General features: G+C 59.6%; 16 protein-coding genes and 2 pseudogenes. 14 read left to right on the plus strand and 4 right to left on the minus strand.

Annotated features, from left to right (window positions below; translation table 11 throughout):
* Position 1: 1 nt before the first annotated feature.
* Positions 2-997 (minus strand): catabolite repressor/activator, encoded by a 996-nt coding sequence (gene cra, locus K0P33_RS05550; protein WP_242154416.1) that lies wholly within the window; start codon positions 995-997, stop codon positions 2-4.
* A 294-nt stretch (positions 998-1,291) separates the two neighbouring features.
* On the opposite strand from cra, the gene ptsP reads away from it, so the two are divergent.
* The 3 genes from ptsP to K0P33_RS05565 are packed head-to-tail and all read left to right on the plus strand — an operon-like array spanning position 1,292 to position 6,813.
* Positions 1,292-4,150 carry a phosphoenolpyruvate--protein phosphotransferase gene (ptsP, locus tag K0P33_RS05555; protein WP_242154418.1) on the plus strand — a complete coding sequence of 953 codons (2,859 nt, stop codon included), beginning with the start codon at positions 1,292-1,294 and terminating at the stop codon, positions 4,148-4,150.
* On the plus strand, positions 4,151-5,092 hold the full coding sequence (gene pfkB, locus K0P33_RS05560) for a 1-phosphofructokinase (protein WP_242154420.1): 942 nt from the start codon (positions 4,151-4,153) through the stop codon (positions 5,090-5,092).
* Positions 5,093-5,103: 11 nt separating this feature from the next.
* Positions 5,104-6,813 carry a PTS fructose-like transporter subunit IIB gene (locus K0P33_RS05565; protein WP_242154422.1) on the plus strand — a complete coding sequence of 570 codons (1,710 nt, stop codon included), beginning with the start codon at positions 5,104-5,106 and terminating at the stop codon, positions 6,811-6,813.
* Between the two features lie 108 nt (positions 6,814-6,921).
* Here K0P33_RS05565 and K0P33_RS05570 read toward each other — a convergent pair whose 3' ends face one another.
* Positions 6,922-7,863: a LysR family transcriptional regulator gene (locus tag K0P33_RS05570; protein WP_242154424.1), complete on the minus strand. Its 942-nt coding sequence runs from the start codon at positions 7,861-7,863 to the stop codon at positions 6,922-6,924.
* A gap of 559 nt (positions 7,864-8,422) precedes the next feature.
* Here K0P33_RS05570 and K0P33_RS05575 point away from each other — a divergent pair.
* The 7 genes from K0P33_RS05575 to K0P33_RS05605 all read left to right on the plus strand — a co-directional run bounded on the left by K0P33_RS05575 (position 8,423) and on the right by K0P33_RS05605 (position 16,956).
* The gene (locus K0P33_RS05575) at positions 8,423-9,385 is read left to right on the plus strand and encodes a proline dehydrogenase family protein (protein ID WP_242154426.1); all 963 of its coding nucleotides are present in this window, start codon (positions 8,423-8,425) and stop codon (positions 9,383-9,385) included.
* Positions 9,386-9,395: 10 nt separating this feature from the next.
* Positions 9,396-10,457: a GntG family PLP-dependent aldolase gene (locus K0P33_RS05580; RefSeq protein ID WP_242154428.1), complete on the plus strand. Its 1,062-nt coding sequence runs from the start codon at positions 9,396-9,398 to the stop codon at positions 10,455-10,457.
* Positions 10,454-11,758 carry a hypothetical protein gene (locus K0P33_RS05585; protein ID WP_242154430.1) on the plus strand — a complete coding sequence of 435 codons (1,305 nt, stop codon included), beginning with the start codon at positions 10,454-10,456 and terminating at the stop codon, positions 11,756-11,758. Before K0P33_RS05580 ends, K0P33_RS05585 begins: the two co-directional genes overlap by 4 nt.
* Positions 11,755-12,972: an MFS transporter gene (locus K0P33_RS05590; RefSeq protein WP_242154432.1), complete on the plus strand. Its 1,218-nt coding sequence runs from the start codon at positions 11,755-11,757 to the stop codon at positions 12,970-12,972. Before K0P33_RS05585 ends, K0P33_RS05590 begins: the two co-directional genes overlap by 4 nt.
* Positions 12,972-14,087, plus strand: a complete 1,116-nt coding sequence (locus K0P33_RS05595; protein ID WP_242154434.1) for an aminotransferase class V-fold PLP-dependent enzyme — start codon at positions 12,972-12,974, stop codon at positions 14,085-14,087. The genes K0P33_RS05590 and K0P33_RS05595 overlap by 1 nt, the downstream gene beginning before the upstream one ends.
* Before the next feature lie 247 nt (positions 14,088-14,334).
* On the plus strand, positions 14,335-15,321 hold the full coding sequence (gene gntB, locus K0P33_RS05600; protein ID WP_242154437.1) for a guanitoxin biosynthesis L-arginine gamma (S) hydroxylase: 987 nt from the start codon (positions 14,335-14,337) through the stop codon (positions 15,319-15,321).
* A 93-nt stretch (positions 15,322-15,414) separates the two neighbouring features.
* Positions 15,415-16,956 carry an alkaline phosphatase D family protein gene (locus K0P33_RS05605; protein ID WP_094948967.1) on the plus strand — a complete coding sequence of 514 codons (1,542 nt, stop codon included), beginning with the start codon at positions 15,415-15,417 and terminating at the stop codon, positions 16,954-16,956.
* 117 nt (positions 16,957-17,073) lie between these two features.
* On the opposite strand, the gene K0P33_RS05610 is transcribed toward K0P33_RS05605, so the two are convergent.
* On the minus strand, positions 17,074-19,599 hold the full coding sequence (locus K0P33_RS05610) for a sulfite reductase flavoprotein subunit alpha (protein ID WP_242154438.1): 2,526 nt from the start codon (positions 19,597-19,599) through the stop codon (positions 17,074-17,076).
* 136 nt (positions 19,600-19,735) lie between these two features.
* Entirely contained in the window at positions 19,736-22,018 is a 2,283-nt protein-coding gene (locus tag K0P33_RS05615) for a TonB-dependent siderophore receptor (protein WP_242154440.1), read from the minus strand.
* Positions 22,019-22,225: 207 nt separating this feature from the next.
* On the opposite strand from K0P33_RS05615, the gene K0P33_RS05620 reads away from it, so the two are divergent.
* From K0P33_RS05620 to K0P33_RS05635, 4 genes and pseudogenes are all read left to right on the plus strand, one after another.
* Entirely contained in the window at positions 22,226-22,906 is a 681-nt protein-coding gene (locus tag K0P33_RS05620) for a Fe2+-dependent dioxygenase (protein WP_242154442.1), read from the plus strand.
* A 1-nt stretch (position 22,907) separates the two neighbouring features.
* The gene (locus K0P33_RS05625; protein ID WP_242154444.1) at positions 22,908-23,693 is read left to right on the plus strand and encodes a tetratricopeptide repeat protein; all 786 of its coding nucleotides are present in this window, start codon (positions 22,908-22,910) and stop codon (positions 23,691-23,693) included.
* A 65-nt stretch (positions 23,694-23,758) separates the two neighbouring features.
* Positions 23,759-23,875 (plus strand): annotated as a pseudogene (locus K0P33_RS05630) (ribbon-helix-helix domain-containing protein); the annotation flags it as partial.
* 2 nt (positions 23,876-23,877) lie between these two features.
* Positions 23,878-24,075, plus strand: a pseudogene (locus tag K0P33_RS05635) (type II toxin-antitoxin system RelE/ParE family toxin); the annotation flags it as partial.
* Positions 24,076-24,110: the final 35 nt, after the last annotated feature.

The raw sequence follows: 24,110 nt of genomic DNA on the forward strand, positions 1-24,110 counted from the left end.
CTCAAGCCTCGTGAATACGCTGCTTGAAGGTCCGGCCGATGGCGTGCACGCCCGGTTGGTACTGTTCTTCTTCGATGGCGGCCAGGGCCAGACGCAGCGCGGTGTCGGCAATCAGCTGATGTTGCTGGGCCATGGCGTTGACCGGCAACGGCAGAAAGTCCAGCAATTGGGTGTCACCAAAGGTGCCCAGGCGCAGCGGTCGGGATTTGAGCGGGAAGTCGTGCAACGCGTCAAACACGCCTTGCAGCAGCACGTAGGAGGTGGTCACCAGTGCGTCAGGCAAATGCCCCAGTTGCTGGAGAAGTTGCTCCATCAGCTGTCGGCCGCAATCACGGCTGAAGGCTTCACCCTCTTCGATGATGACGTCACCGGTGAACCCCTGCAGGGCTTCGCGGAAACCGGCGGCACGCTCCTGGCTGATGCTTAGCTCGGGCCGTGCACCTATTAATGCGATCTCCTTGGGCACCGGTTGCAGCAGGCTGCTGGTCAATTGCTGGCAGGCCTGGCGGTCGTCGCTGACCACCGAGCAGAATTGCCCCGGCTCCATCACCCGGTCGATGGCAATCACCGGCAGGCCTTTGGCTTGCAGCTCGCGGTAGCTGTCATCGCTGGCCGGCAGGCAGCTGGCGACGAACAACGCATCGCAGCGCCGCGCGCGGAACAGTTGCAGCAACTGACGCTCGCTGTCGGCTTCATCATCGGAGCTGGCAATCAGCAATTGATAGCCGCGTGCTCGCGCGCCTTGTTCCAACAGCTTGGCGATCCGTGCGTAACTGGGGTTTTCCAGGTCGGGCAGGATAAAGCCCAAGGTGCGTGTATGCCGGCTGCGCAGCCCGGCCGCCTGGGGGTTTGGAGTAAAACCATGAGCGTCGACCACCGCCCGCACCCGCTCCACGGTTGTGGGGCTGATGCGTTGCTGTGCGGCCTTGCCATTGATGACGTAGCTTGCGGTGGTAACGGACACACCGGCCAGACGTGCGATATCACTGAGTTTCAAACCGGGATTTCCTTGTTTTTTAGAGCCTGCCCCGACATTTTGTCCGATCGTAACCGATTACTGCACACGACTATTGTCTGAGCTCAAGTGCCGAGTGGTCCTTCAAGCTTGCGCAATTAACGCGTAATCTGCCATAAATTCTAGATTAAACGTTTCAGCAGGCGTATTTTTACGATGTTCGCCGCTGAGTGGCTACTGCCAATTGACCACTTAGTCAGTTATTTATGAACGCCCGTACGCTGATTTATTCAAAACAATACCTAGTGCGCACACCGCACTAACTAGGAGAACGGCATGCTTGAGCTCACTGTAGAGCAGATATCCATGGGCCAGGTGGCTGTGGATAAATCTGCTGCCTTGCACCTGCTTGCTGACAAATTGGTGGCCGATGGCCTGGTCGCCGAGGGTTACCTCAGTGGCTTGCAAGCCCGTGAAGCCCAAGGCTCGACCTTTCTCGGCCAAGGTATTGCCATCCCCCATGGCACCCCGCAAACCCGCGACCAAGTGTTTTCTACCGGCGTGCGCCTGCTGCAGTTCCCCGAAGGGGTGGACTGGGGCGACGGCCAGATCGTCTACCTGGCCATTGGCATCGCGGCCAAATCCGATGAACACCTGCGCCTGCTGCAATTGCTGACCCGCGCCCTCGGCGAGACCGACCTGGGCCAGGCGCTGCGACGTGCCAGTTCCGCCGAAGCCTTGCTGAAACTGCTGCAAGGTGCGCCGCAGGAACTGGCGCTGGATGCACAGATGATCAGCCTCGGCGTGTCCGCCGATGATTTTGAAGAGCTGGTCTGGCGAGGTGCACGCCTGCTGCGCCAGGCTGACTGTGTGAGCAACGGCTTTGCCGCCGTGTTGCAACAAGTTGACGCGCTGCCGCTGGGCGATGGCCTGTGGTGGTTGCACAGCGAGCAGACCGTGAAGCGCCCGGGCCTTGCGTTCGTGACGCCGGACAAACCGATGCGCTACCTCGGCCAGCCACTCAATGGCTTGTTCTGCCTGGCCAGCCTCGGCGAAGCGCACCAGACCTTGCTGGAACGCCTATGCGCGTTGCTGATTGAAGGGCGCGGCCAGGAACTCGGCCGCGCCACCAGCAGCCGTGCGGTGCTCGAAGTGCTCGGCGGCGAACTGCCGCCGGACTGGCCGAGTGCGCGCATCACCCTGGCCAACGCCCACGGCCTGCATGCCCGGCCGGCGAAGATCCTTGCGCAATTGGCGAAAAATTTTGACGGCGATATCCGCGTGCGCGTCATAGATGGCCCGGTGGGCGCCGTGTCGGTGAAAAGCCTGAGCAAGCTGCTGAGCCTTGGCGCGCGTCGCGGCCAGGTGCTGGAGTTTGTCGCTGAGCCGACGATTGCCGGCGATGCACTGCCGGCGTTGCTGGCGGCGGTCGAAGAAGGCCTTGGTGAAGAGGTCGAAGCGCTGCCGACCGTCAGTGCCCAACCGGCAACACTCGATATTGAACCGGTGATCAGCGCGCCGCAGGCCGGCAGCCAGGTCCAGGCCATCGCCGCCGCACCGGGCATCGCCATTGGCCCTGCGCATATCCAGGTTCAGCAAGTCTTCGACTACCCACTGCGCGGCGAATCCTCAGCGGTTGAACGCCAGCGCTTGCACGCCGCGCTCAGCGATGTGCGCGCTGATATCCAAGGCTTGATCGAGCGCAGTCAATCTAAAGCCATTCGCGAGATTTTCATCACCCACCAGGAAATGCTCGACGACCCGGAACTGACCGACGAAGTCGACACCCGGCTCAAGCAAGGCGAAAGCGCTGAAGCCGCGTGGATGAGCGTGATCGAAGCCGCCGCCAAGCAGCAGGAGTCGTTGCAGGATGCCTTGCTCGCCGAGCGCGCTGCCGATTTGCGTGACATTGGCCGCCGGGTGCTGGCGCAACTGTGTGGCCTCGACACCGCCCAGGAGCCGAATGAACCCTACATCCTGGTGATGGACGAAGTCGGCCCCTCCGACGTCGCCCGTTTGGACCCGGCCCGCGTTGCCGGCATTCTCACCGCCCGTGGCGGCGCCACGGCGCACAGCGCCATCGTCGCGCGCGCCTTGGGCATTCCCGCCTTGGTTGGCGCGGGCGCGGCGGTGTTGCTGCTGGCGTCCGGCACGCCGTTGTTGCTTGATGGCCAACGCGGTCGCCTGCACGTCGCCCCCGACGCCGCCACCTTGCAACGCGCCACGGTCGAACGCGACACCCGCGAACAACGCCTGCAAGCCGCCTCGGCCCAGCGCCATGAGCCGGCCCTGACCCGCGACGGCCACGCCGTGGAAGTGTTCGCCAATATCGGCGAAAGCGCCGGCGTCGCCGCTGCGGTGGAGCAGGGCGCCGAAGGCATTGGCCTGCTGCGTACCGAGCTGATTTTCATGGCCCACCCGCAAGCGCCGGATGAGGCCACCCAGGAAGCCGAATACCGTCGCGTACTCGACGGCCTCGGCGGTCGCCCGTTGGTGGTGCGTACCCTTGATGTGGGCGGCGACAAACCCTTGCCGTATTGGCCGATTGCCAGGGAAGAGAATCCGTTCCTCGGCGTGCGCGGTATTCGTCTGACGTTGCAACGCCCGCAGATCATGGAAGCGCAATTGCGTGCACTGCTGCGCTCGGCGGATAACCGGCCGTTGCGCATCATGTTCCCCATGGTCGGCAGCGTGGATGAATGGCGCGCCGCCCGTGACATGACCGAGCGCCTGCGCCTGGAAATCCCGGTGGCCGACTTGCAGCTGGGCATCATGATCGAAGTGCCGTCCGCCGCGTTGCTGGCGCCGGTACTTGCCAAGGAAGTCGACTTTTTCAGCGTCGGCACCAACGACCTGACCCAGTACACCCTGGCCATCGACCGTGGCCACCCGACCTTGTCGGCCCAAGCCGACGGCCTGCACCCGGCGGTGCTGCAACTGATCGACATCACCGTGCGCGCCGCCCATGCCCATGGCAAATGGGTCGGCGTGTGTGGCGAACTGGCGGCGGACCCACTGGCGGTGCCGGTGCTGATCGGCCTGGGTGTGGATGAGTTGAGTGTGTCTGCCCGTAGCATTCCTGAGGTGAAAGCGCGGGTACGTGAATTCAGTCTGAGCGAGGCCCAGGGCCTGGCGCAAAAAGCCCTTGCGGTAGGTTCGCCTGCGCAAGTGCGAGCCCTAGTGGAGGCCGTGTAAATGGCGAAGATTCTGACCCTGACGCTGAACCCGGCGTTGGACCTCACGGTGCGCCTGGCGCACCTGGCACCGGGTGACGTCAACCGCAGCGAAACCCTGCTGACCCATGCCGCTGGTAAGGGTGTGAATGTCGCCCAAGTGCTGGCGGACCTCGGCCATCAAGTCACCGTCGGCGGCTTTCTCGGCGAAGACAATCCACAAGCCTTTGAGGCGCTGATCGCCCGGCGTGGTTTTGCCGATGCGTTCATCCGCGTGCCGGGTGAAACCCGCAGCAATATCAAGATCGCCGAGCAGGACGGTCGGGTCACCGACATCAATGCGCCAGGGCCGCAGGTCACTGAGCAGGCCCAGCAGGCGTTGCTCAATCAGTTGACGCTGATCGCACCGGGTCACGATGCGGTGGTGGTCGCCGGCAGCTTGCCGCGTGGCATCAGCGCGCAGTGGTTTCAAGGCTTGCTGGAGCACCTGAAAAGCCTCGGTTTGAAAGTCGCCCTCGACACCAGCGGCGAAGCCTTGCGCGCAGGCCTCAAGGCTGGCCCGTGGTTGATCAAACCCAATACTGAAGAATTAGCTGAAGCGCTCGACTGCTCCACCGATTCCCTCGCGCAACAGGCCCTGGCCGCCGAACGCCTGCACGCCCAAGGCGTGGAGCATGTGGTGATCTCCCACGGCGCCGACGGTGTGAACTGGTTCAGCCCGGGCACTGCGCTGCACGCCACACCGCCCAAGGTCAGCGTCGCCAGCACGGTGGGCGCGGGCGACTCGTTGCTGGCCGGGATGCTGCACGGTTTGCTCAGTGTTGATCTGCCGGAAACCACCCTGCGGCGCGCCACGGCGATTGCGGCGATGGCGGTCACGCAGATCGGGTTTGGCATCAGCGATCACGCGCAGTTGGCGCGTCTCGAAAGCGGCGTCCACGTGCGCGCGCTGACAGAACAATAAGAGGGTTTGTGATGAAGTTAGCCATTGTTACCGCCTGCCCGAACGGCATGGTCACCAGTGTGCTGTGCGCCCGCTTGTTGGACGCTGCCGCGCAGCGCCAAGGCTTGCGCACCAGCGTCGAAGTGGTGGACGTGCAGCGCCCGGAACGCCAGTTGTCCCAGGCCACGATCGATGAGGCCGAGTGGGTGTTGCTGGTCAGCAGCACGCCGGTGGATATGCAGCGGTTTGTCGGCAAGCGCGTGTTCCAGAGCACGCCGGCCCAGGCGCTGGCGGATGTGGACGCGGTATTGCGTCGCGGCGCCGAAGAGGCCGCGGTCTATGTGGCGACTGCGCAAACCGCTAAAAACGCGCCGCGTATCGTTGCAATCACTGCCTGCCCGACGGGCGTGGCCCACACCTTTATGGCTGCCGAAGCCTTGCAGCAAACCGCCAAGCGCCTGGGCTACGACTTACAGGTCGAGACCCAAGGCTCGGTGGGCGCGCGCACGCCTTTAAGCCCGGAGTCCATCGCCAATGCCGACGTGGTGTTGCTGGCCGCCGACATCGAAGTCGCCACCGAGCGCTTCGCCGGCAAGAAGATTTATCGCTGCGGCACCGGCATTGCCCTCAAACAATCCGAAGCCACGCTCAACAAGGCCTTGGCCGAAGGTGCGGTGGAAAGTGCCGCCAGCGGCGCGGTGGCCAAGAAGTCAGAAAAAACCGGTGTGTACAAACACCTGCTCACCGGCGTGTCGTTCATGTTGCCGATGGTGGTGGCGGGCGGTTTGTTGATCGCCTTGTCGTTTGTGTTCGGTATTCATGCCTTTGAAGAAAAAGGCACCTTGGCCGCCGCCCTTAAGACCGTCGGCGACCAGGCCTTCATGCTGATGGTGCCGCTGCTGGCGGGCTACATCGCCTACTCGATTGCCGACCGTCCTGGCCTGGCGCCAGGCATGATTGGCGGGTTGTTGGCGGGTACTCTGGGCGCGGGTTTTATCGGCGGCATCCTCGCCGGTTTCCTCGCCGGTTATTGCGTGAAGCTGATCACCCGTGCGGTGAAGTTGCCGCAGAGCCTGGAGGCGCTCAAGCCGATTCTGATCATTCCGTTACTGGCGAGTTTGTTCACCGGTCTTGCGATGATCTATCTGGTTGGGCCGCCGGTCGCGCGGCTGCTCACTAGCCTGACGGACTTTCTCAGCACCATGGGCACCACCAATGCGGTGCTACTGGGCATCCTGTTGGGCGGCATGATGTGCGTCGATTTGGGCGGGCCGATCAACAAGGCGGCGTATGCGTTTTCCGTCGGCTTGCTGGCGGCTTCCAGCGGTGCGCCGATGGCCGCTACCATGGCCGCTGGCATGGTGCCGCCGATTGGCATGGGCATCGCCACGTTCCTGGCACGGCGCAAGTTCGCTCAGACCGAGCGCGAAGCCGGCAAGGCCGCGATGATTCTGGGCCTGTGCTTTATCTCCGAAGGCGCGATTCCGTTTGCGGCCAAAGACCCGCTGCGCGTGATCCCGGCCAGCATCGCCGGTGGCGCCTTGACCGGCGCGCTGTCGATGTACTTTGGCTGCAAGCTGGCAGCGCCCCACGGCGGTTTGTTTGTGTTGGTGATCCCGAATGCCATGAACCATGCGTTGCTGTACTTGCTGGCAATCGTTGCCGGCAGCCTGTTGACGGGGTTGGTGTACGCGCTGATCAAGCGCCCGGAAGCCGTCGAGCTGGCGGCCGTACCGACCTGACGGCGCGAACCGGCAATGGGATTACGGCGTGGTAGCTGAGCCTGGGTGATCGCAGTTGCCCATCGGCGTGGAAAGGCGACCTCGGGGTCGCCTGGCATCTCAACGGTGTTACGTTCGCCTAAGCCCACCTAATATGCCGCCCGCTGGCGTCAGGCTGGCAGTCAGCATATCCAGCAGAGCGCTGACCTTTGGCAGCGCCTGACGGCTTTTGACCCAGGCCAGGTTGATCGGCATGCCCTCGGTCGCCAAATGGGGCAGCACCTCCACCAATGTTCCCTCTTCCAGCTGCTGATTAATCAGCCACGAGGGTAGTTGCGCGATCCCACAGCCCGCCATGACCGCCATCAACAACCCCTCTCCATTGCCAATCACCAACTGGGCGGGTACTGGCTGGCGCTTTATGGCGCCGGGGTGTGCGCCTGCGAAACCCCACGGGGTGATGTTGCCGTCCACCCAGCCATAGGCGATGCACTGGTGGTGCTCCAGGTCCTGATCCGTGAGAGGCGTGCCGTGCTTGGCCAAATAGGCCGGGGATGCGCAGAAGGTATGCCATTCACTGGCCAGGTAACGATGCGCCACGCGTTCGGGCCAGATGTCTGTGCCACCAATGCGCACGACCACGTCCACTCCCTCCTGGAACGGGTCGATCAAACCGTCGGAGAACGTCACGTGCGGAATCAGCAGCGGATGATCCTGCATAAATCGCAGGAGGGTGGGCAGCACTTGCGCACGGCCGAACGCGCCTGGAAGGTCAATTCGAATCCGGCCACGCGGTTCGGTATTTTCGATTTGCAGTGACAGCTCGGCCTCTTCAAGGTCGGCGAGCACACCGATGCAGGTGCTGTAGAACGCGGTCCCCGCATCTGTCAGCGCCAGGCTTCGGGTGGTGCGTTGGAAGAGTCGGGTGCCCAATCGGCTCTCCAGCCGGGCGACGCTTTTACTGATGGCGGAGCCTGTCAAATTCATTCTCTCGGCAGCAGCCTTGAAGCTACCGGTCTCCGAGACGCAGACGAACACATCAATCCCTTTCAAGCGTTCTGAGGAAAACATACACACCCTGTATCCATGAATTCAGTTCCACCTATCTGGTAAAAAAGATCATAAATCAGAACGTGGCACGGCGGTAATCTAAGTGCATGAACATCTGTCAGTGATTGGCTATAAACGCTGTTATAAAAGTGACCTATTGATCGACGAGGCAAGGATGCTGGTGGCGTTAAAAAGATATCGGGTGACAGTCAGTGTCCTGTTTTCAGCACTTCTGATATTGAACCCTTTTCGAACCCGCAACTTGTTTGCTCTGGTTGCCTGTTCATGGGGCGGCTTTGTTTTGCTCCCCCGACGCTCTTTTGTATCAGGGCTGGGGTGAGAACGCCTACCTCTGCTGCGGCGCAGCTGATTAATAGCGCGCCGTTCGGCATCGACAGCCCACGTTTCCTCATGAATTAATATTCCCGTCTTATGCCGAATAAAGGCATTTGTCCGGCAGGCAGCGCTTTGTCTAAAGCGCAGCGGTTAGTGGATATAGGTAGAGGCATTTGTAATACGTTAATGTGCTGTTTTATAAGAAGCTTGTAGTTGCGCAACCCTCGTTAGTAAGGAGAAAAAAGTGCCGTCCAAGGAAATTTATACACTGGCGTGTGCAGGGCTTAAGAAGTTGGCGCTTAATCAGGAATGTCGTGACGCATTCAATAAAGACTCTTTATTTTTCAAATTGTTCGAGCAGGCTGCCCATCGCTACATTATTGCCTCGGACGCGCAGGAACTGAACCGTAAGTTGCACACATTGGCGGCTAAAGGCTATCAGCTTGGTGTGGAGTATGTGGGGGAAGAGAATCACGACCCGCAGGTTGTCCAGCGCTTCGTCAGCGAGTACCTGAGTGCTGTTCAACGATTTGCCGACGCTGGTTTAAAACCACAGTTGGGCTTTGATTTAAGTGCTGTGGGCATGCTCATTTCTCAGGAGACGGCTTATCGCAACGCTGCGACTATTTTGTCGGCGGCGGCTCAGCACGATATCCCGATAATGATCAGCATGGAGCACTCTTCGGCCGTCGATAAAATTCTAGAAGTGTATGCCGAACTTGCGCCGGCTCATCACAATGTGGGTATGACCGTACAGGCGCACTTGCACCGAACCGTCAATGACTTGCCTCGCCTCATTAGTTATGGGCGAAAAGTCAGATTGGTCAAAGGCGTCTATAACGAAGCGCACGACATTGCTTTGCCCCGTGGTGAAGAACTGGATAACCGTTACTTGATGTTGCTTGATGATTTACTGGCCGCCCATGTTCCAGTGAGTTGTGCAACGCAAGATCCCAACTTGATCAAGCGCCTGTTCGAGGGGGGTTACCACTCGAAGATCGAGGAGCTGGAAATGCTCCACGGCGTCCAACCTGAAGTATTGCGCAGCGCCCGAGAGGCCGGCCTGACCTGCCGCATTGCGGCGGTCTATGGTGACAGTTGGTACCTGCATTTCCTGCACCGCCTGGCGGAGTCACCGGACAACGTCCTCGAGGCTCTTGCCGACTTCTACGACCCATCCCGTATCACGTTTGGCGCAGGTTATTAACGGAGCATTTATGTTTATCGATCTCAGAAGCGATACGGTCACCAAGCCAACGGAAGGCATGCGCAAGGCTATTTACCAGGCGGAAGTCGGGGATGAATGTTTCGGTGAAGACCCGAGTGTGCGTGCGCTTGAAGAGTTCTGTGCCAATTACTTCCAGAAGGAAGCGGCGCTCTTCACCACGGGTGGCACCTTGAGTAATCAGTTGGCTATCAAGTCCCTCACCCAGCCAGGTGATGAGATTTTTCTGGATGCCTCCTATCACATCAACTATTACGAGGCCGCGGCGACGTCGGCGTTTTCGGGGGTCAACTTTTCGCTGTCATCCCATGAAAACGGCTTGTTCGACGTCAGTGACCTGGAAAAGCTCTACGCCTCCCGCTGCCGCTGGAATCAGAACTATGCCTTGCCGCGCGTGGTGGTGGTTGAAAATACCCTGGGGTGCAAAGGCGGCGCGATCTTTCCCTTGGCGCAGATGAACGACGTCTTCAGTTATGCCAAGTCGATCGATGCCTATCGTTATCTGGACGGTGCACGCATCCTCCATGCCTCTATCGCCTCCGGCATTGACGTGACGTCGTACACGGAAAACGCCGACCTCATGTCCATGTGCCTGTCCAAGGCATTGGGCGCACCTGTGGGCTCGATCATGGTCGGCTCCAAAGAGTTGATTCAGCGTGCCAAAAAATACCGTAAGTGGTTTGGCGGCGATCTTCATCAGGCCGGCATGATGGCCGCTGCCGGGCTTTACGCGATGCACAACAATATTGAGCGGTTGGCCGAAGATCATGAGCATGCGGCCCTGCTGCATCGTTTGCTCAGCGATATCGATGAGACCCCTGCGCATTACAAAGGCACGAATATGGTGACCCTGGATGTTTCTTCGCTGGGTGTCACGCCGATGCAATTCAGTACGTTCCTGAGTCAACAAGGTGTCGCCGGCTTGCCTTATAACGCGCGGGAAATGCGCTTCATGCCGCACATCAATATTAGTCGTGCCGATGTCCTTAAGGCGGCCGGCATTATTAAGGCCGCTGTGCGTGAATTCGCTTCAGCGCGGGAGGTCGCCCAGTGATTTATAAGAAAAATATTGTACTGATCGTCGATGCTTATTCGATTGGCAGTTTGATCGCGCCCGCGTTCATCTCACGTGGGTATGAATGTGTGCACGTGCGCTCGACCGCCGAAGTGAATGGGTTTTACCAAGCCTGGTTGCGTACCGGGGACTTTATCCACGACCTGCTTTACCGTTCGGATGCCGAACTGCAGCAGGCATTGTCCGAGTACAACGTGCAGTTCGTACTGGCCGGTTGTGAGTTCGGGGTTGAAATGGCTGCGCATCTGGCTGCGCTATTCAATGTCGAGCGCCACAACAATCCGGCCCACGCCGTGCGCTGGCGCGACAAGTATCAAATGCATGAGGCCTTGTCGCAGGCGGGTGTGCGTTCGATCAAACACTTCAAATCAGATTCGCTGCCGAGCATTCTGGAGTGGGTCAAGGAGCACAACATGTTGCCGGTGGTGTTGAAACCGGTGAAAAGCGCGGGCTCCGATAATATTCATATTTGCACGCAAGTCAGCGAAATTGAACACGCCTTTGAGGTCATCAAATCCAGCCGCAACATCTTTCTGGAAAGTAATGAAACGATTCTGGTGCAGCAATACCTGGATAACTCCGATTTCAAATCCGAGTTGTTGCTGAGCAAATCCAAAGATGTCGACATCGAATACTGCGTGAATACCGTGAGTGTCGATGGCCTGCACTATGTCAGTGAAATTATCCGCGTTTACCGCACCCGTATCGGTGCCTCGCCGGTGCATGACTACAACCAGCTGATGTGCCCGGTGGACAATGCTGACGTCTACAGCCGACTGTCGAGTTACATCTTTTGCGTGCTCGACGCCTTGGGCATCCGGCACGGTGTCGGGCATAGCGAATTGATGATTGTCGATGATCAGCCCGTGTTGCTTGAGACGGCTGCACGCATGCCGGGTGGCATCGATCTGTCGGCCTATACCCGCGCTTTGGGGCATAACCAGTTGAGCTTGTGGATCGACTCGCTAGTTAACCCTCAAGCGTTTCTCGATTACCGCCAGCGGCCGCGAAAAAAGCTCTACTTTCATTCCAGCTGTGTGTTCCTTATTGCTCGCCAGGCAGGGCCGATCAAACGTACACCGGACATCACAGCGTGGAAGGCGATCCCCGGCGTACACAGCATAAAGATCCAGGATGAAGGCGTGCTCAAGCCAACCATCTCCCTGGAAAACAGCCCCGGTCATGTATTCATCCTCGATAGCAACCGCGCGAACATTCAGAACAGCATTGAGCTGCTGCGTGAGCACGAGCCAAGCGTCTACAGGGAAATGTTGATATGAAAGAAGTCTCGGAGGGGCTGGTAACCCAGAGTCAAGCCAAAGTCTATGACCGGCCAGTGATCCTGCTGCTGTCGGCGACCTTTATCTTGACCATTGCCCGGGCGTTGGCGCTGCCCTATCTGGTTATTTACTTCTCTGAGGCGTTCGGTCTGGGAGTGGCCGATATTGGCCTTGCCGTCGGCGGGGCGTTGATCGTCAGTTCAGTCCTTGGGGTCTATGGTGGGTTTCTGGTGGACCGGTTCTCCAACTACCGGATCATGCTCGCTGCCGCCACGGTGTTCGCGCTCGCGTTTGCGGTGGCCTTCCAGGTCACCAGCCTGGTGCCGTTCATCATCGCGATTGTGGTGGTGAACCTGGCCTACGCGGTGGTGGATATCGCGGTGAAATCCGGCATAGGTTTCCTGGTGGCGCCGGACAAGCGCGGCGGGGTGTTCTCGCTCAAGTACACCTTGACCAACGTCGGCTATGCCATCGGCCCTTTTCTGGGTGTGCTGTTTGCCAAAGTCAGTCCCGGCCTGCCGTTTGCGGCGGCCGCGCTGATCGGGGCGGTTTTTGTCGTACTGTATGGGCTGGTTGGGGCGCGAATTCCTCGGCCATTGGCCGTGGCGAGTGACGCGGCCGGGACGAGTTTTGCCAACGTGTTGATGCATTTGCTGAGGAACTACCGGCTGGTGTGTTTCACCGTCGGCGGCATTCTCAGTGCGATCGTCTTCGGGCAATTCACGGCCTACTTGTCGCAATACCTGATCGTGACGAGTGACCCGCAAAACGCCTATCAAATTATCAACTACCTGGTGACCACTAACGCCTGTGTGGTTATCAGCCTGCAATACCTGATCGGTTCTCGGATTAATCAGCACAACATGTTCCGCATGTTGATGCTGGGGATGCTGTTCTTTGTGGTTGGGCTGATGGGCTTCGCTCACGCACAGGTACCGGTTGTCTGGGTACTCGCGATGATTATTTTCACCGTGGGCGAGATCATCATCATACCGGCGGAATACTTGTTTATTGATTACATCGCGCCGGAAGATATGCGTGGCGTTTATTACGGCGCGCAGAACTTGTCGAACTTGGGCGCGGCGCTCGGGCCGGTACTTTGTGGCGTGGCGTTGTCGTTTTATGCGCCTCAGGCGATGTTCTATGTGTTGTCCATGTGTATCGTGTTGGCGAGCGGTTTCTATTTTATGGGTTCACGGCACAGGGCTGATTAATGATCCATTTCAATACGGCAGGCGCGGGGCGAATTTCCTCTGAAACATTGCGTTTGATGCAGACTTACCTGCAAGAGGAATATGAAATCGGCGCCTATGAAACCGAACTGTCTTACGCGGCAACGCTGGACGGCGAAGTGTATGAAAACATCGCTCGGTTGCTCGGCGCCAAACCACGCAACATTGCACTTTTCGACGGTGCTACCAAGGCCTGGATCACTGCGCTGAACGCGCTGAACTGGTCCCCCGGTGCGCGTGTCGTGGTCACGCCTTACGAGTACGCCGGCAACCTGATCGCGCTGTCCGAGTTACAGCGCCGCTACGGTATCGTGATTGACGTCATGCCACTGCTGCCCAATGGCGACTTGGATCTGCAATGGCTGGCGCAGCACATGAGTGCGCAAGTCATGCTGGTCTCGGTGGTGCATGTGCCTTCGTGCTGCGGCATCGTGAATGATGTTGAGGCGGTGGGTCACATCCTGCGCGATTTCCCGTGCTACTACTTTGTCGATGCCTGTCAATCTGCGGGCTTGCTGCCTCTGGACATGCTGGCGATTGGCGCTGATGTGCTGACGGCTGCGGGCAGGAAGTTTCTTTGCGGGCCTCGAGGTACGGGGTTTGCCTACCTGTCCGATGCTTTTCTGGCGGCTGCACAACCGCGCTTCACCGACCTGAGCAGGGCCAGTGTGGACGCCCAAGGGGGCGTAAGCCTGGGGGCCGATGATGCCCGGCGTTATGAATATGCCGAGCGCAATAACGCGGCCGTTGTTGGGTTGAATCAGGCGATCAAAGAGCGTCTATCGGTGGCTTACAGCGTTGAGCGTGGGGTCTACCGACACCTGTATCAGCAATTGGCACAGACGGCGCACATCCATGTAATCGCCCCGGGTACGCAACAGGCGGGAATCATTGCATTTACCCATGATCGCTGTTCGGCTACCGAACTGGTGGCTTATATGCGCACGCAGGGTGTGAACAGCTGGCCAGGTTATGCCTCGCACACGCCATATTATATGTTGGGGCAAGGCCATGATCGCTTCGTGCGCCTGTCAATTAATAACAAGAATAATCTTGATGATGTCGGTGTGTTTATGGCGTTGTTGGCCAAGTTGTAATAATCGCATGTTATAAAACTGAGGGAGGTGTCGCGCCAGCGTCGCCGGTCATGTGGGATGACCAAGTGCCAATCAAAGCAGTCTCCTTATGTGAATGAATCGATCAGGCAAAGCATTTATAAACGTCGGAAGTTACTTCGGGTATTAATGGGTGACCATCAATCTCGTGGGGTGTGACTTGTTGCCATAGTGTCGCGCATCAGCGTTAATTGCACTGAGCGCCTCGAGTTGAGGAAAAGGAATTCTGATGGGTAACGTAAAAAGATTTAAGCCTTCCAATGAAGTGAAACAGCGCCTGCGTGCACTTTACCAAAAGGACAACTGGCATTGGATGTTGGCAGTATTGGCCGACGTGGCCGTTATCGCGCTGGCGGTGTTTTTTGCCGATCGCTACCACTACCTATACCCGCTGGCGCTGCTGTTTATAGGGTCCCGCCAACGCGCCTTGGCTTCGCTGCTGCACGAAGCGGCGCACATGACGCTGACCCAAAGTAAGAAGCTCAACAAAATCATCGGCGAGTACCTGCTCGGGTACCCGATCTTTCAAAACTATGAGGCTTACCGTCGCTCGCATGTGCAGCTTCACCATCACAACCTCGGTGACCCCGATAAAGATCCGGACCATCGCTATTACATTGAATCGGGCTTGTATAACGCGACCGACCGCTTCGATTTCTTGATCGGGCATTTGCTCAAGAGCCTGACACTGGCCAATACCTATCGCTACTTCCTCTACCTCGTGAAAAACCGAGCTGGGGACGTTGTGGCCAACCCGTCGCAGGGCTTGAAACTGTTGGCTGCTCACGCGGTGTTGCTGCTGGTTTTCAGCTACTTCATCGGGCCATGGGCCTATGTATTGTTTTGGCTGGTGCCGTATTTCACGGTGTTCCAGGTGATTGGCTGGTTATCCGAAGTCTCTGAGCACTTCGGCAGGTTCGGTCTCTACAACGAAGAGGTGGAGCTCACCCGTAACCGCTTCCCCGTGCTGCTTGAGCGCTTGATCATCGGTATGCATGGCGATAACTACCACCTCACCCACCACCTGTTTGCCGGTATTCCGTTCTGGAACTTGAAGAAAGCCCATCAGGTGCTGATGGACGATGAGCGTTACGCCGCTGCCAACCAAGGTTGCGGCGGGATTTTCACGGCGAAGGGCGATGCCCAATCCAGCATTGGCCAGATATTCGAGGCTTATCGCAGCGGAAAAATCAGCGCAGTCTTCGTCGCCGAGTAATGCGTTGACGGCTGCATCCCACACTGGGGCTGTCATAACCGCTTCATCCGGGCATGGTTAAGTTGCCCTTTTGAATATTCAGAGGGCACCTGCATGAGCCACTTCGACCTCGGCCGTCGCCGCGTGATGCAAGCCGTCGGCGCTGGCCTGTTGCTGCCGGGCCTCGCTCCGGCTGTGATCGCGTCGGTCAAGGACCGGCCGCAACTCACTGATGGGGTGCAGTCCGGCGACCTGCTGGGCGACCGCGCGATGATCTGGAGCCGCAGCGACCGCCCGGCAAAAATGGTGGTGGAGTGGGACACCCGCAGCGTGTTCAGTAACCCGCGCAAATTCATTTCGCCGCTGGCCGACAGCCGCACCGACTTCACCGCGCGCGTCGAGCTCACTGGGTTACCGGTCGACCAGGCGATCTTTTACCGCGTGCATTTTGAAGACGCCCAGACCGGCGTTGCCAGCGAGCCGTGGTTCGGCCACTTGCGCAGTGTGCCGCAGCAACGTCGCGACATCCGTTTTGTGTGGAGTGGCGACACCGTCGGCCAAGGCTTCGGCATCAACCCCGACATCGGCGGCATGCGCATCTACGAAGCCATGCGCCTGCGCCTGCCGGACTTCTTTATCCACAGTGGCGACACCATCTACGCCGACGGCCCAGTGCCGGCGCAGCTGACCACCGAAGGTGGGCGCATCTGGCGCAACATCACCACCGAAGCCAAGAGCAAAGTGGCCGAAACCCTGGATGAATATCGCGGCAACTACCGCTACAACCTGCTCGACGAAAACGTGCGCCGCTTCAACGCCGAGGTGCCGCAGATCTGGCAGTGGGACGATCACGAGGTGGTCAATAACTGGTCGCCGAGCAAGCAGCTCGATGAGCGTTATCAAACCCGGGATATCAACACCCTTGTTGGCCGTGCACGCCAGGCCTGGCTGGAATATTCACCGATGCGCAGGCAAAGCGCCGACGGCGGCGGGCGGATTTATCGCAAGCTCAGCTACGGCCCGTTGCTGGATGTGTTCGTGCTGGACATGCGCAGTTATCGCGGCCCCAACGATGACAACCTGGGCGCTGAAAAACCCTTCCTTGGCCGTGAGCAACTGGACTGGCTCAAGCGCGAACTCAAGGCCTCCCAGGCGCAGTGGAAAGTCATCGCCGCTGACATGCCTATCGGCCTAGGTGTGCCCGACGGCGAGGTCAGCCCCGGCGTACCGCGTTGGGAAGCGATTGCCAACGGCGACCCTGGCCCGGCCCAAGGCCGTGAACTGGAGATTGCCGAATTGTTGGGTTTTTTGCGCGCGCAACAGGTGCGTAACCACGTGTGGCTGACGGCGGATGTGCACTACTGTGCGGCGCATCACTATCACCCGGACCGGGCGGCGTTTCAGGATTTCGAGCCGTTTTGGGAGTTTGTCGCGGGGCCGTTAAATGCGGGGAGTTTTGGGCCTAACCCATTGGATAAAACTTTTGGCCCCGAGGTGGTGTTCGAGAAGGCGCCGCCTGCGCAAAACACCTCGCCGTTTGCCGGGTTTCAGTTTTTTGGTGAGGTGCAGATTGATGGGCAGACGGCTGAGTTGACGGTGATTTTGCGCGACCTGGATGGAGTCTCCGTGTTCGAGCAAAAACTGCAGCCCGTATAGACGATCATTCCCACGCTCTGCGTGGGAATGCCGGCTTGGACGCTCTGCGTCCGCTCTTAAGGTCGTGACGCGGAGCGTCACAGGATGCGTTCCCACGCAGAGCGTGGGAACGATCAGTCAATACACATCGCGACGATAGCGCCCTTGCTCAATCAAGCGCTCCACCGCCTCGCTGCCGAGCACCTCGTGCAGCACCTGATCCACGCCTGTCGCCATGCCCTGCAAACTGCCGCAGACATAAATGGCGGCGCCATCCGCCAGCCATCGACGTAGCACATCCGCCGACTCGCGCAGGCGATCCTGTACGTAGATCTTCTCTTCCTGGTCGCGGGAAAACGCCAGGTCCAGCAGCGCCAGATCACCGCTGGCCAGCCAGCCTTGCAGCTCGTCCTGGCACAGGTAGTCGTGGGCGATATTGCGTTCGCCGAACAGCAACCAGTTGCGCTGCTGGCCATCGGCAATGCGCGCCTTGAGCAAGCTGCGCAGGCCGGCTAGGCCGGTGCCGTTGCCCAGCAAGATCAGCGGTACCGGCGCGTCCGGCAGGTGGAAGCCACTGTTGCGACGCAGGCGCAGGCTGATGCTGGAACCGAGGGCGGCGTGTTCGGTCAGCCAGCCGGAACCCAGGCCTAGGCTGCCGTCGGGGTGACGTTCCTGGCGTACGATCAGCTCCAGCACACCGTCAGCGGCAATCGAGGCGATGGAGTATTCGCGCATGCCCAGCGGCACCAATGCGTTCACCAGTGCCTGGGCATGCAGGCCGACCAAGTGCGCGCGGTTGTCCGGCAGTTGGCGGGTTGCCAGTGCCTGGTTGAGGGTTTGCGCCAGGCCATCGATCAGCACGCCGTCGCTGCCGGCCAGGCCCAGGCCTGCGAGAAAGTGCTCGATGGCCCATGTGCAATTGCGTGGCAGGATTTCCACCAAGTCACCGGCCAACCAGCTGTGTGGCGAGGGCGGTGTGAGGCCCAGCAGGTAGATGGCCGAGCCGACGCTGTCGCGGTTGAGCAGGGTGCGCTGGCTCAGGGTCCAGTTTTCGTACTGGGCGGGCTGCCAGGCTGCTGCCGGCGCGTGACCGGTGATCTGGCCGAGTTGCTGTTGCCAGGTCTGCAAGGCCTCGGTGTCACCGCTGTCGACTTCCACTGGGGCGAACAGCGGGTTGCCGCCCTGGTTGGTCAGCCAGAAGTGCAGGCGCCGGGCAAAACCGCAGAAGTGTTGGTACTGGCGATCACCCAGGGCCAGTACCGAATAGTTCAGGCCTTTGAGCGACAGCTCCTGGCCGAGCACGCTGCGCTCAAAACCACGGGCGCTGTCGGGGGCTTCGCCGTCGCCAAAGGTGCTGACCACGAACAGTGCATTTTCTGACTGGCGCAGGTCGTCCTGGCTGACGTTGCTCAAGGGCTGCACCTTCACCGGCAGGCCGGCGGCCTGCAATTGCCCAGCCGTCTGCCACGCCAGCTGTTCGGCGAAGCCGCTCTGGCTGGCAAAGCCGATCAGCCACGCCGGGGCATCGCTGTGGTTGGCGCCGAGGCCTTTGCGCGCATCGCGCACATGGCGTTTTTTGCGGCGCCGGTCGAGGTACAGCAGCCAGCCGGTAATAAAGAACAGCGGCATGCACAGCGCACTGACGGTGAGGATGATGCGGCCTAGCAAGCCGAAGTAACTGCCGGTGTGCAGCGCGTAAACGCTGGTGAGCAATTGCGACTTGAAGCTTTTGCTGGCGTAGCGGTCGTGAGACTTGACCTCGCCGGTGGCCGGGTCGAGGTTGATCTGGTTCTGCGCGCGGTCATGGGGCGATGTTTTGAGCAGGTAATAGACGATGGCCGGCGGCCCGGCGACGGCCGGCATACGGATGTTGTAAGCGCTCAAACCAGGGCCGGCGTTAGCGTAGATGCTGCTCCAGATCGCAGCGTAGTCGGCCACCGGCGCCGGGCCTGCGGGCGGCGGGCCGCGTTTGCGCATGCGCTCATTATGCGGGGCGTCGGAGAGCAGTTTGGTCACGCCCTGGTTGTACCAGTCATAGGACCAATACAAGCCGGTCAGTGCGGCAAACAGATAAAACAGCAGGCACCAGGTGCCGAACACCGAGTGCAGGTCCCAGTTGAAACTGCGGCCCTTTTTGCGCCAGTCCAGCGTCAGCCAGGCACGCCAGCTGGCCACTTGGCGCGGCCAGCGCAGGTACAGGCCCGAGAGGCAGAAGAACACCAGGATCAGCGTGCAGGCGCCGGTGATTTGCCGGCCGGTGTCGCCAGCGGCCAGGAAGCGGTGCAGCTGCAAGATGAAATCGAACACATCCTGGCCGACGGCGTCGCCCATGTAGTCGCCGGTGTACGGGTCGAAGTAGCGCATCTGACCACGGCGCTCGCCCGGCGGCGGGGTGAAGAACACGCGCGCGGCGTTGCCGCTTTCGTTTTCCACCCACAGCATCGATACGGTTTTACCTTCGGTGGCTTCGAGCTTGCGCACCAGTTCGGCGGGCGGCAGCACACCGGCTTCGCGTTTTTGCACGCTCAATACCGTGGGGTTGAGCGCGCGCAGAATCTCATCCTGAAACGAGACCGCAGCCCCGGTGATCCCCATCAACGCCAACACCAGCCCGGCGGTAATGCCGAAGAACCAGTGCAACTGGAACAGGGTTTTCTTCAACACGTCTGACGGCCTCGCTGAGCTGGATAGTTAGGTCACGGCGCGCATTATGCCGTGGGTTAACGAGAAAAATTCTGTTTTACACGCAAAAGCCCCGCGCATCCGATGCGTGGGGCTTTGGGCTGAAGGAGTGCCCTGTTTAGAAGTGGAAACTGGTGGTCAACAGCGCCGTACGACCGGCGGCCTGGTTGGCGAAGTGTGTCGAGAAGGCCTTGTCGTAATAGGTCTTGTCGGTGAGGTTCTGCACGTTCAATTGCAGGTCGACGTTCTTGGTCAGTTTGTAGCTGGCCATGGCGTCGTAGCGGGTGTAGGACGGCACGTACACGGTGTTGCCTACATCGCCATACACGTCGTCGACATAGAACGCACCGCCACCGATGGTCAGCTTCGACGTGATGTCGTAAGTTGTCCACAGGCTGAAGGTGTTCTTCGGCGTATTCGGCATCTGGTTACCTTTGTTCGAACCTTTGCTGACTACGCCGTTACGCCCATTGAGACCGGCGCTGACCAGTTCGCTGTCGAGGTAGCTGTAGCCGGCGAACACTTGCCATTGATCGGTGATTTTGCCGCTGGCGGACAATTCCAGGCCATCGACCTGCGACTCACCGGCGTTCTGGTAGGTGAAGGCGTCGACTAGGATGCGCGTGTTTTTCTTCTCGGTGCGAAACACAGCGGCGGTCAGCGACAGGCGATCGTGGAACAGGTCCCACTTGGTGCCCAGTTCATAGTTGACGGTTTCTTCCGGCTGCAAATCGCTGCTGGCGGCACCAGCAGTCAGTGGATTGCCGTCGGAGCCTTCGCCCACCAGGCCGCCGGGCGGTGTAGCCGAGGTGGCGTACGAGGCGTAGATGCTGCCGTTTTCCATCGGCTTCCAGACCAGGCCGGCCTGCCAATTGAAGAACTGGCTGTCTTCCTTGATTTTGCTGCGCCCGGCGGCGGCATTGGTGCTGGCTTCGGTGTCGAAGGTGTCGTAGCGCAAGCCGACGTTCAGCAGCCATTTCGGGTCGAGCTCAATGGTGTCGAATACATAGGCGGCGCGGCTGACGGCTTTGGTGTTGGTGCCGTAGTAATTACGTGCGACGCTGCCGGTCCAGGCGTCGTCTGGTGTCGGGTTGCTCAACGATGTGCACTGGCCGCCCAGGCTCCCTTTGGCCATGGTGCAGGTCGGGTTGGCGTTCGGGCTCACGGTGTAGCTGCTCACGCGGGTTTCTTCGCCGGTGAACTCCAGGCCGGTGGAGTAGGTGTTCTTGAAGCCCAGCGCCTGGAAACTGCCGAACAGGTCGGTCTGGTTGGTGGTGGTTGTGGTGGTGGACACGCGGCTGTTGGCGCGGCGCCATACAGTGCCGAACTTGTTGACGTTGAGCTTGCTGTCGTCCGGTTGGGTGAGGACATAGTCCTGGCCGGTGCTGCCATGGCGCAGGGTGTTTTTCAGCGTCATGTTGTCGTTCAGGTCGTGCTCGATGGAGACGGTGCTGATATCGGCGCGGGTCTTGCGGAAGTCGCGGCTCTTGAGCCCGTAGAAGTTGTTGCTGTCGCCGCCGTCATTGGGTTTGTCATGCACGTGGGCGGTGGCGGTCGGCGAGCCGTAGCCGTAGGGGATCCCCGAATCTGGCAGATCGTCGCTTTCCATGTGGTAGTAGCTGAGGTTGACGCGGGTCGGTGTGCCCAGGCCGAAGGTCAGCGAGGGCGCCACGCCCCAGCGGTCATAGTTGATCGTGTCGCGACCCGCCACATTCTGCTCGTGGCTCATCAGGTTCAGACGGAACGCGGCGTTGTCGAGGAACTGGCGGTTCACGTCGAGCACGTAGCGACGGGTCTGGTCGGAGCCGTAGGTGAAGCCGCCGTTGGTGAAGTCGCGCGCTTGTGGGGTTTTGCTCACCAGGTTGAGGCTGCCGCCGGCCGAACCGCGGCCGCCGAACGAGGAGTTCGGGCCTTTGCTGACTTCAATCGATTCGATGTCGAAGATCTCGCGGCTTTGGCCGCCGGTGTCGCGTACGCCGTCCAGGTAGGTGTCGCCCTGGGCGTCAAAGCCACGGATAAATGGACGGTCGCCCTGTGGGTTACCGCCTTCACCGGCGCCGAAAGTAATCCCCGGTACGGTGCGCAAGGCATCCTGCAACGAGGTGGCGGCGGTGTCCTTGAGCACTTGTTGCGGCACCACGGTTACCGAGCGCGGGGTGTCCACCAGTGGCGCGGTGTACTTCTGCGATGAGGCTTTTTCCACCTGGTAGGAGGTGTTGTCCTGTTCCTGGCCGGTAATGCTCGTGGCACCGAGGGAGATGCTGTTGCGCTCGCCTTTTTGTTCAGTGTTTTGCGCTGCTTGCGCCAAGTGGGCGGCAGAGCTGGCGCTGAGCGCGACGCCGATGGCCGAAGCCAACATACGTGGTGAACTGGCAGGTGTTTTTAGCATTGTGCGCGACATCGACGTGTCCCTTCCCCAAGGTTGTGAGGCCGCGGAATATAGGATCAATAAGAGTTTCTATCAATTGCGATACATTACTATTCGCACTGAATTTACATTCTTTACACTTTTTGCTTACGGTTTTTACCAACTCGTTCGTCTCGCGCGTTTTACAGGGCGGATAAGAATCAATACCATTGGCACCTCTCTGCATTCAGGTACTGCCCCATGCTGCTGCACATTCCCGGCCTGTTCTCTCGCGAGGAGGTGCTGCGCATTCGCCAAGCCCTGGAAAACACCGAGTGGGCCGACGGTAAAATCACCGCCGGGCACCAATCCGCCAAAGCCAAACACAACCTGCAATTGCCTGAAGGGCACCCTTTGGCCAAGGAAATCGGCGCGGCGATGCTGGAGCGCTTGTGGAAAACCCCGCTGTTTATGTCAGCGGCGTTACCGCACAAGGTCTTCCCACCTTTGCTCAATTGCTACACAGCGGGCGGCAGTTTCGATTTCCATATCGACAACGCTGTACGCCAGGCGCGGGGCAGTCACGAGCGCGTGCGAACAGACCTGTCGTCGACGCTGTTCTTCAGCGACCCGGATGAATACGACGGTGGCGAACTCGAGATCCAGGACACCTTCGGCCTGCAGCGGGTCAAACTGCCGGCCGGCGACATGGTGCTGTACCCCGGCTCCAGCCTGCACAGAGTCAACGCCGTGACCCGTGGCGCGCGTTACGCCTCGTTCTTCTGGACCCAAAGCCTGGTACGTGAAGACAGCCAGCGCACTTTGCTGTTCGAGATGGACGGCGCGATTCAGCAACTGACCCGCGATGTCCCTGACCACCCGGCGCTGATCCAGCTCACCGGCACCTACCACAACTTGTTGCGCCGCTGGGTCGAGGTCTGAGATGGGCTTTTTAGTGCGCCGTGAAGAAGTGCTCAATGTTGAGCAACTGCAAAGCATGCTCGACGACTCCCCGGTGCGTGCGGCCCAGGCGATTCTGATGGCGGCGAGAGAGGGCGTGGTCGACGCTCAGGCATTGCTGGGGCAAATCCTGCTGGAAGGGCGCGGCATCGCACGCGATGAAGCGCTGGCGCTGCGCTGGTTCCAGATCGCGGCCAATGGCGGGCACTTGATGGCACGCAACATGGCCGGGCGTTGCCTGGAGCATGGTTGGGGTTGCGCCGTCGATGAAGCAGCGGCGGTGCGCGAGTACCGCCTGGCGGCAGAGGCCGGGTTGGATTGGGGCCAGTACAACTACGCCAACCTGCTGGCCACCGGTCGTGGTGTCGCGCAAGACCCACCGCAAGCGCTGGGGTTTTATCGGCTGGCCGCAGAGCAGGGCCACGCCAAGTCGATGAACCTGTTGGGGCGTTATCTGGAAGATGGCGAGTATTGCCCAAGGGATCTGGAGGCGGCTGTCGAGTGGTATCGCCGCTCAGCCGAAGGCGGGGATTTTCGCGGGCAGTTCAGTTATGCGGCAGTGTTGGCCGATAGAGGCCAGGTCGAAGAGGCGTTGGCATGGTTGCGCAAGGCGTTGGTGGGCGGCAATTTGAAGTTTTTGCGGGTGGCGCATATCGCGCTATTGAATGCAGTGCAGCCTGAGATCAGGTGCTTGGCGAAGGATTTTGAGCATCGAGCAATTCTATTAAGCGATGAACGTCCTCGCGCAGAGGTTGCTGCACAAGCCTAAATCACCATGATTGAGGCTGATTCAATTTTAATCAGAAATTTCGCGATGTTGCGAATATAGGATGCATGGGCGCCGACACTAAAGTACTGACAGCTCACGTCCCCACGGCCTTGGCGCAAAAAGTCGATCAGATGGCGGCGCGAATGGATCGTCCGCGTGGCTTGCTTGTTAAGCAAGCCCTCGAAATCGGATCGCGGCGGCGTGCACAGTGCAGTCACTTTCCCGGGCACCTACGAGCTTATTGAGTCATCCGCGCATAGGTGAACGAGTTGAAGAGTTCGAGCCGCGAGACGTAAGAACACTATTGGTCGGCCCCTACGAAATGCGGTACGAAATTCAAACATCAACACTCTATATTCTGCGCTTGTGGCACGTCCGCTAAGACCGTTAATAGTAGGCATCCATAAAAAAACCCAT

The organism is Pseudomonas sp. ArH3a (assembly GCF_022648765.1).
In the GTDB taxonomy this organism is placed as follows: Bacteria; Pseudomonadota; Gammaproteobacteria; order Pseudomonadales; family Pseudomonadaceae; genus Aquipseudomonas.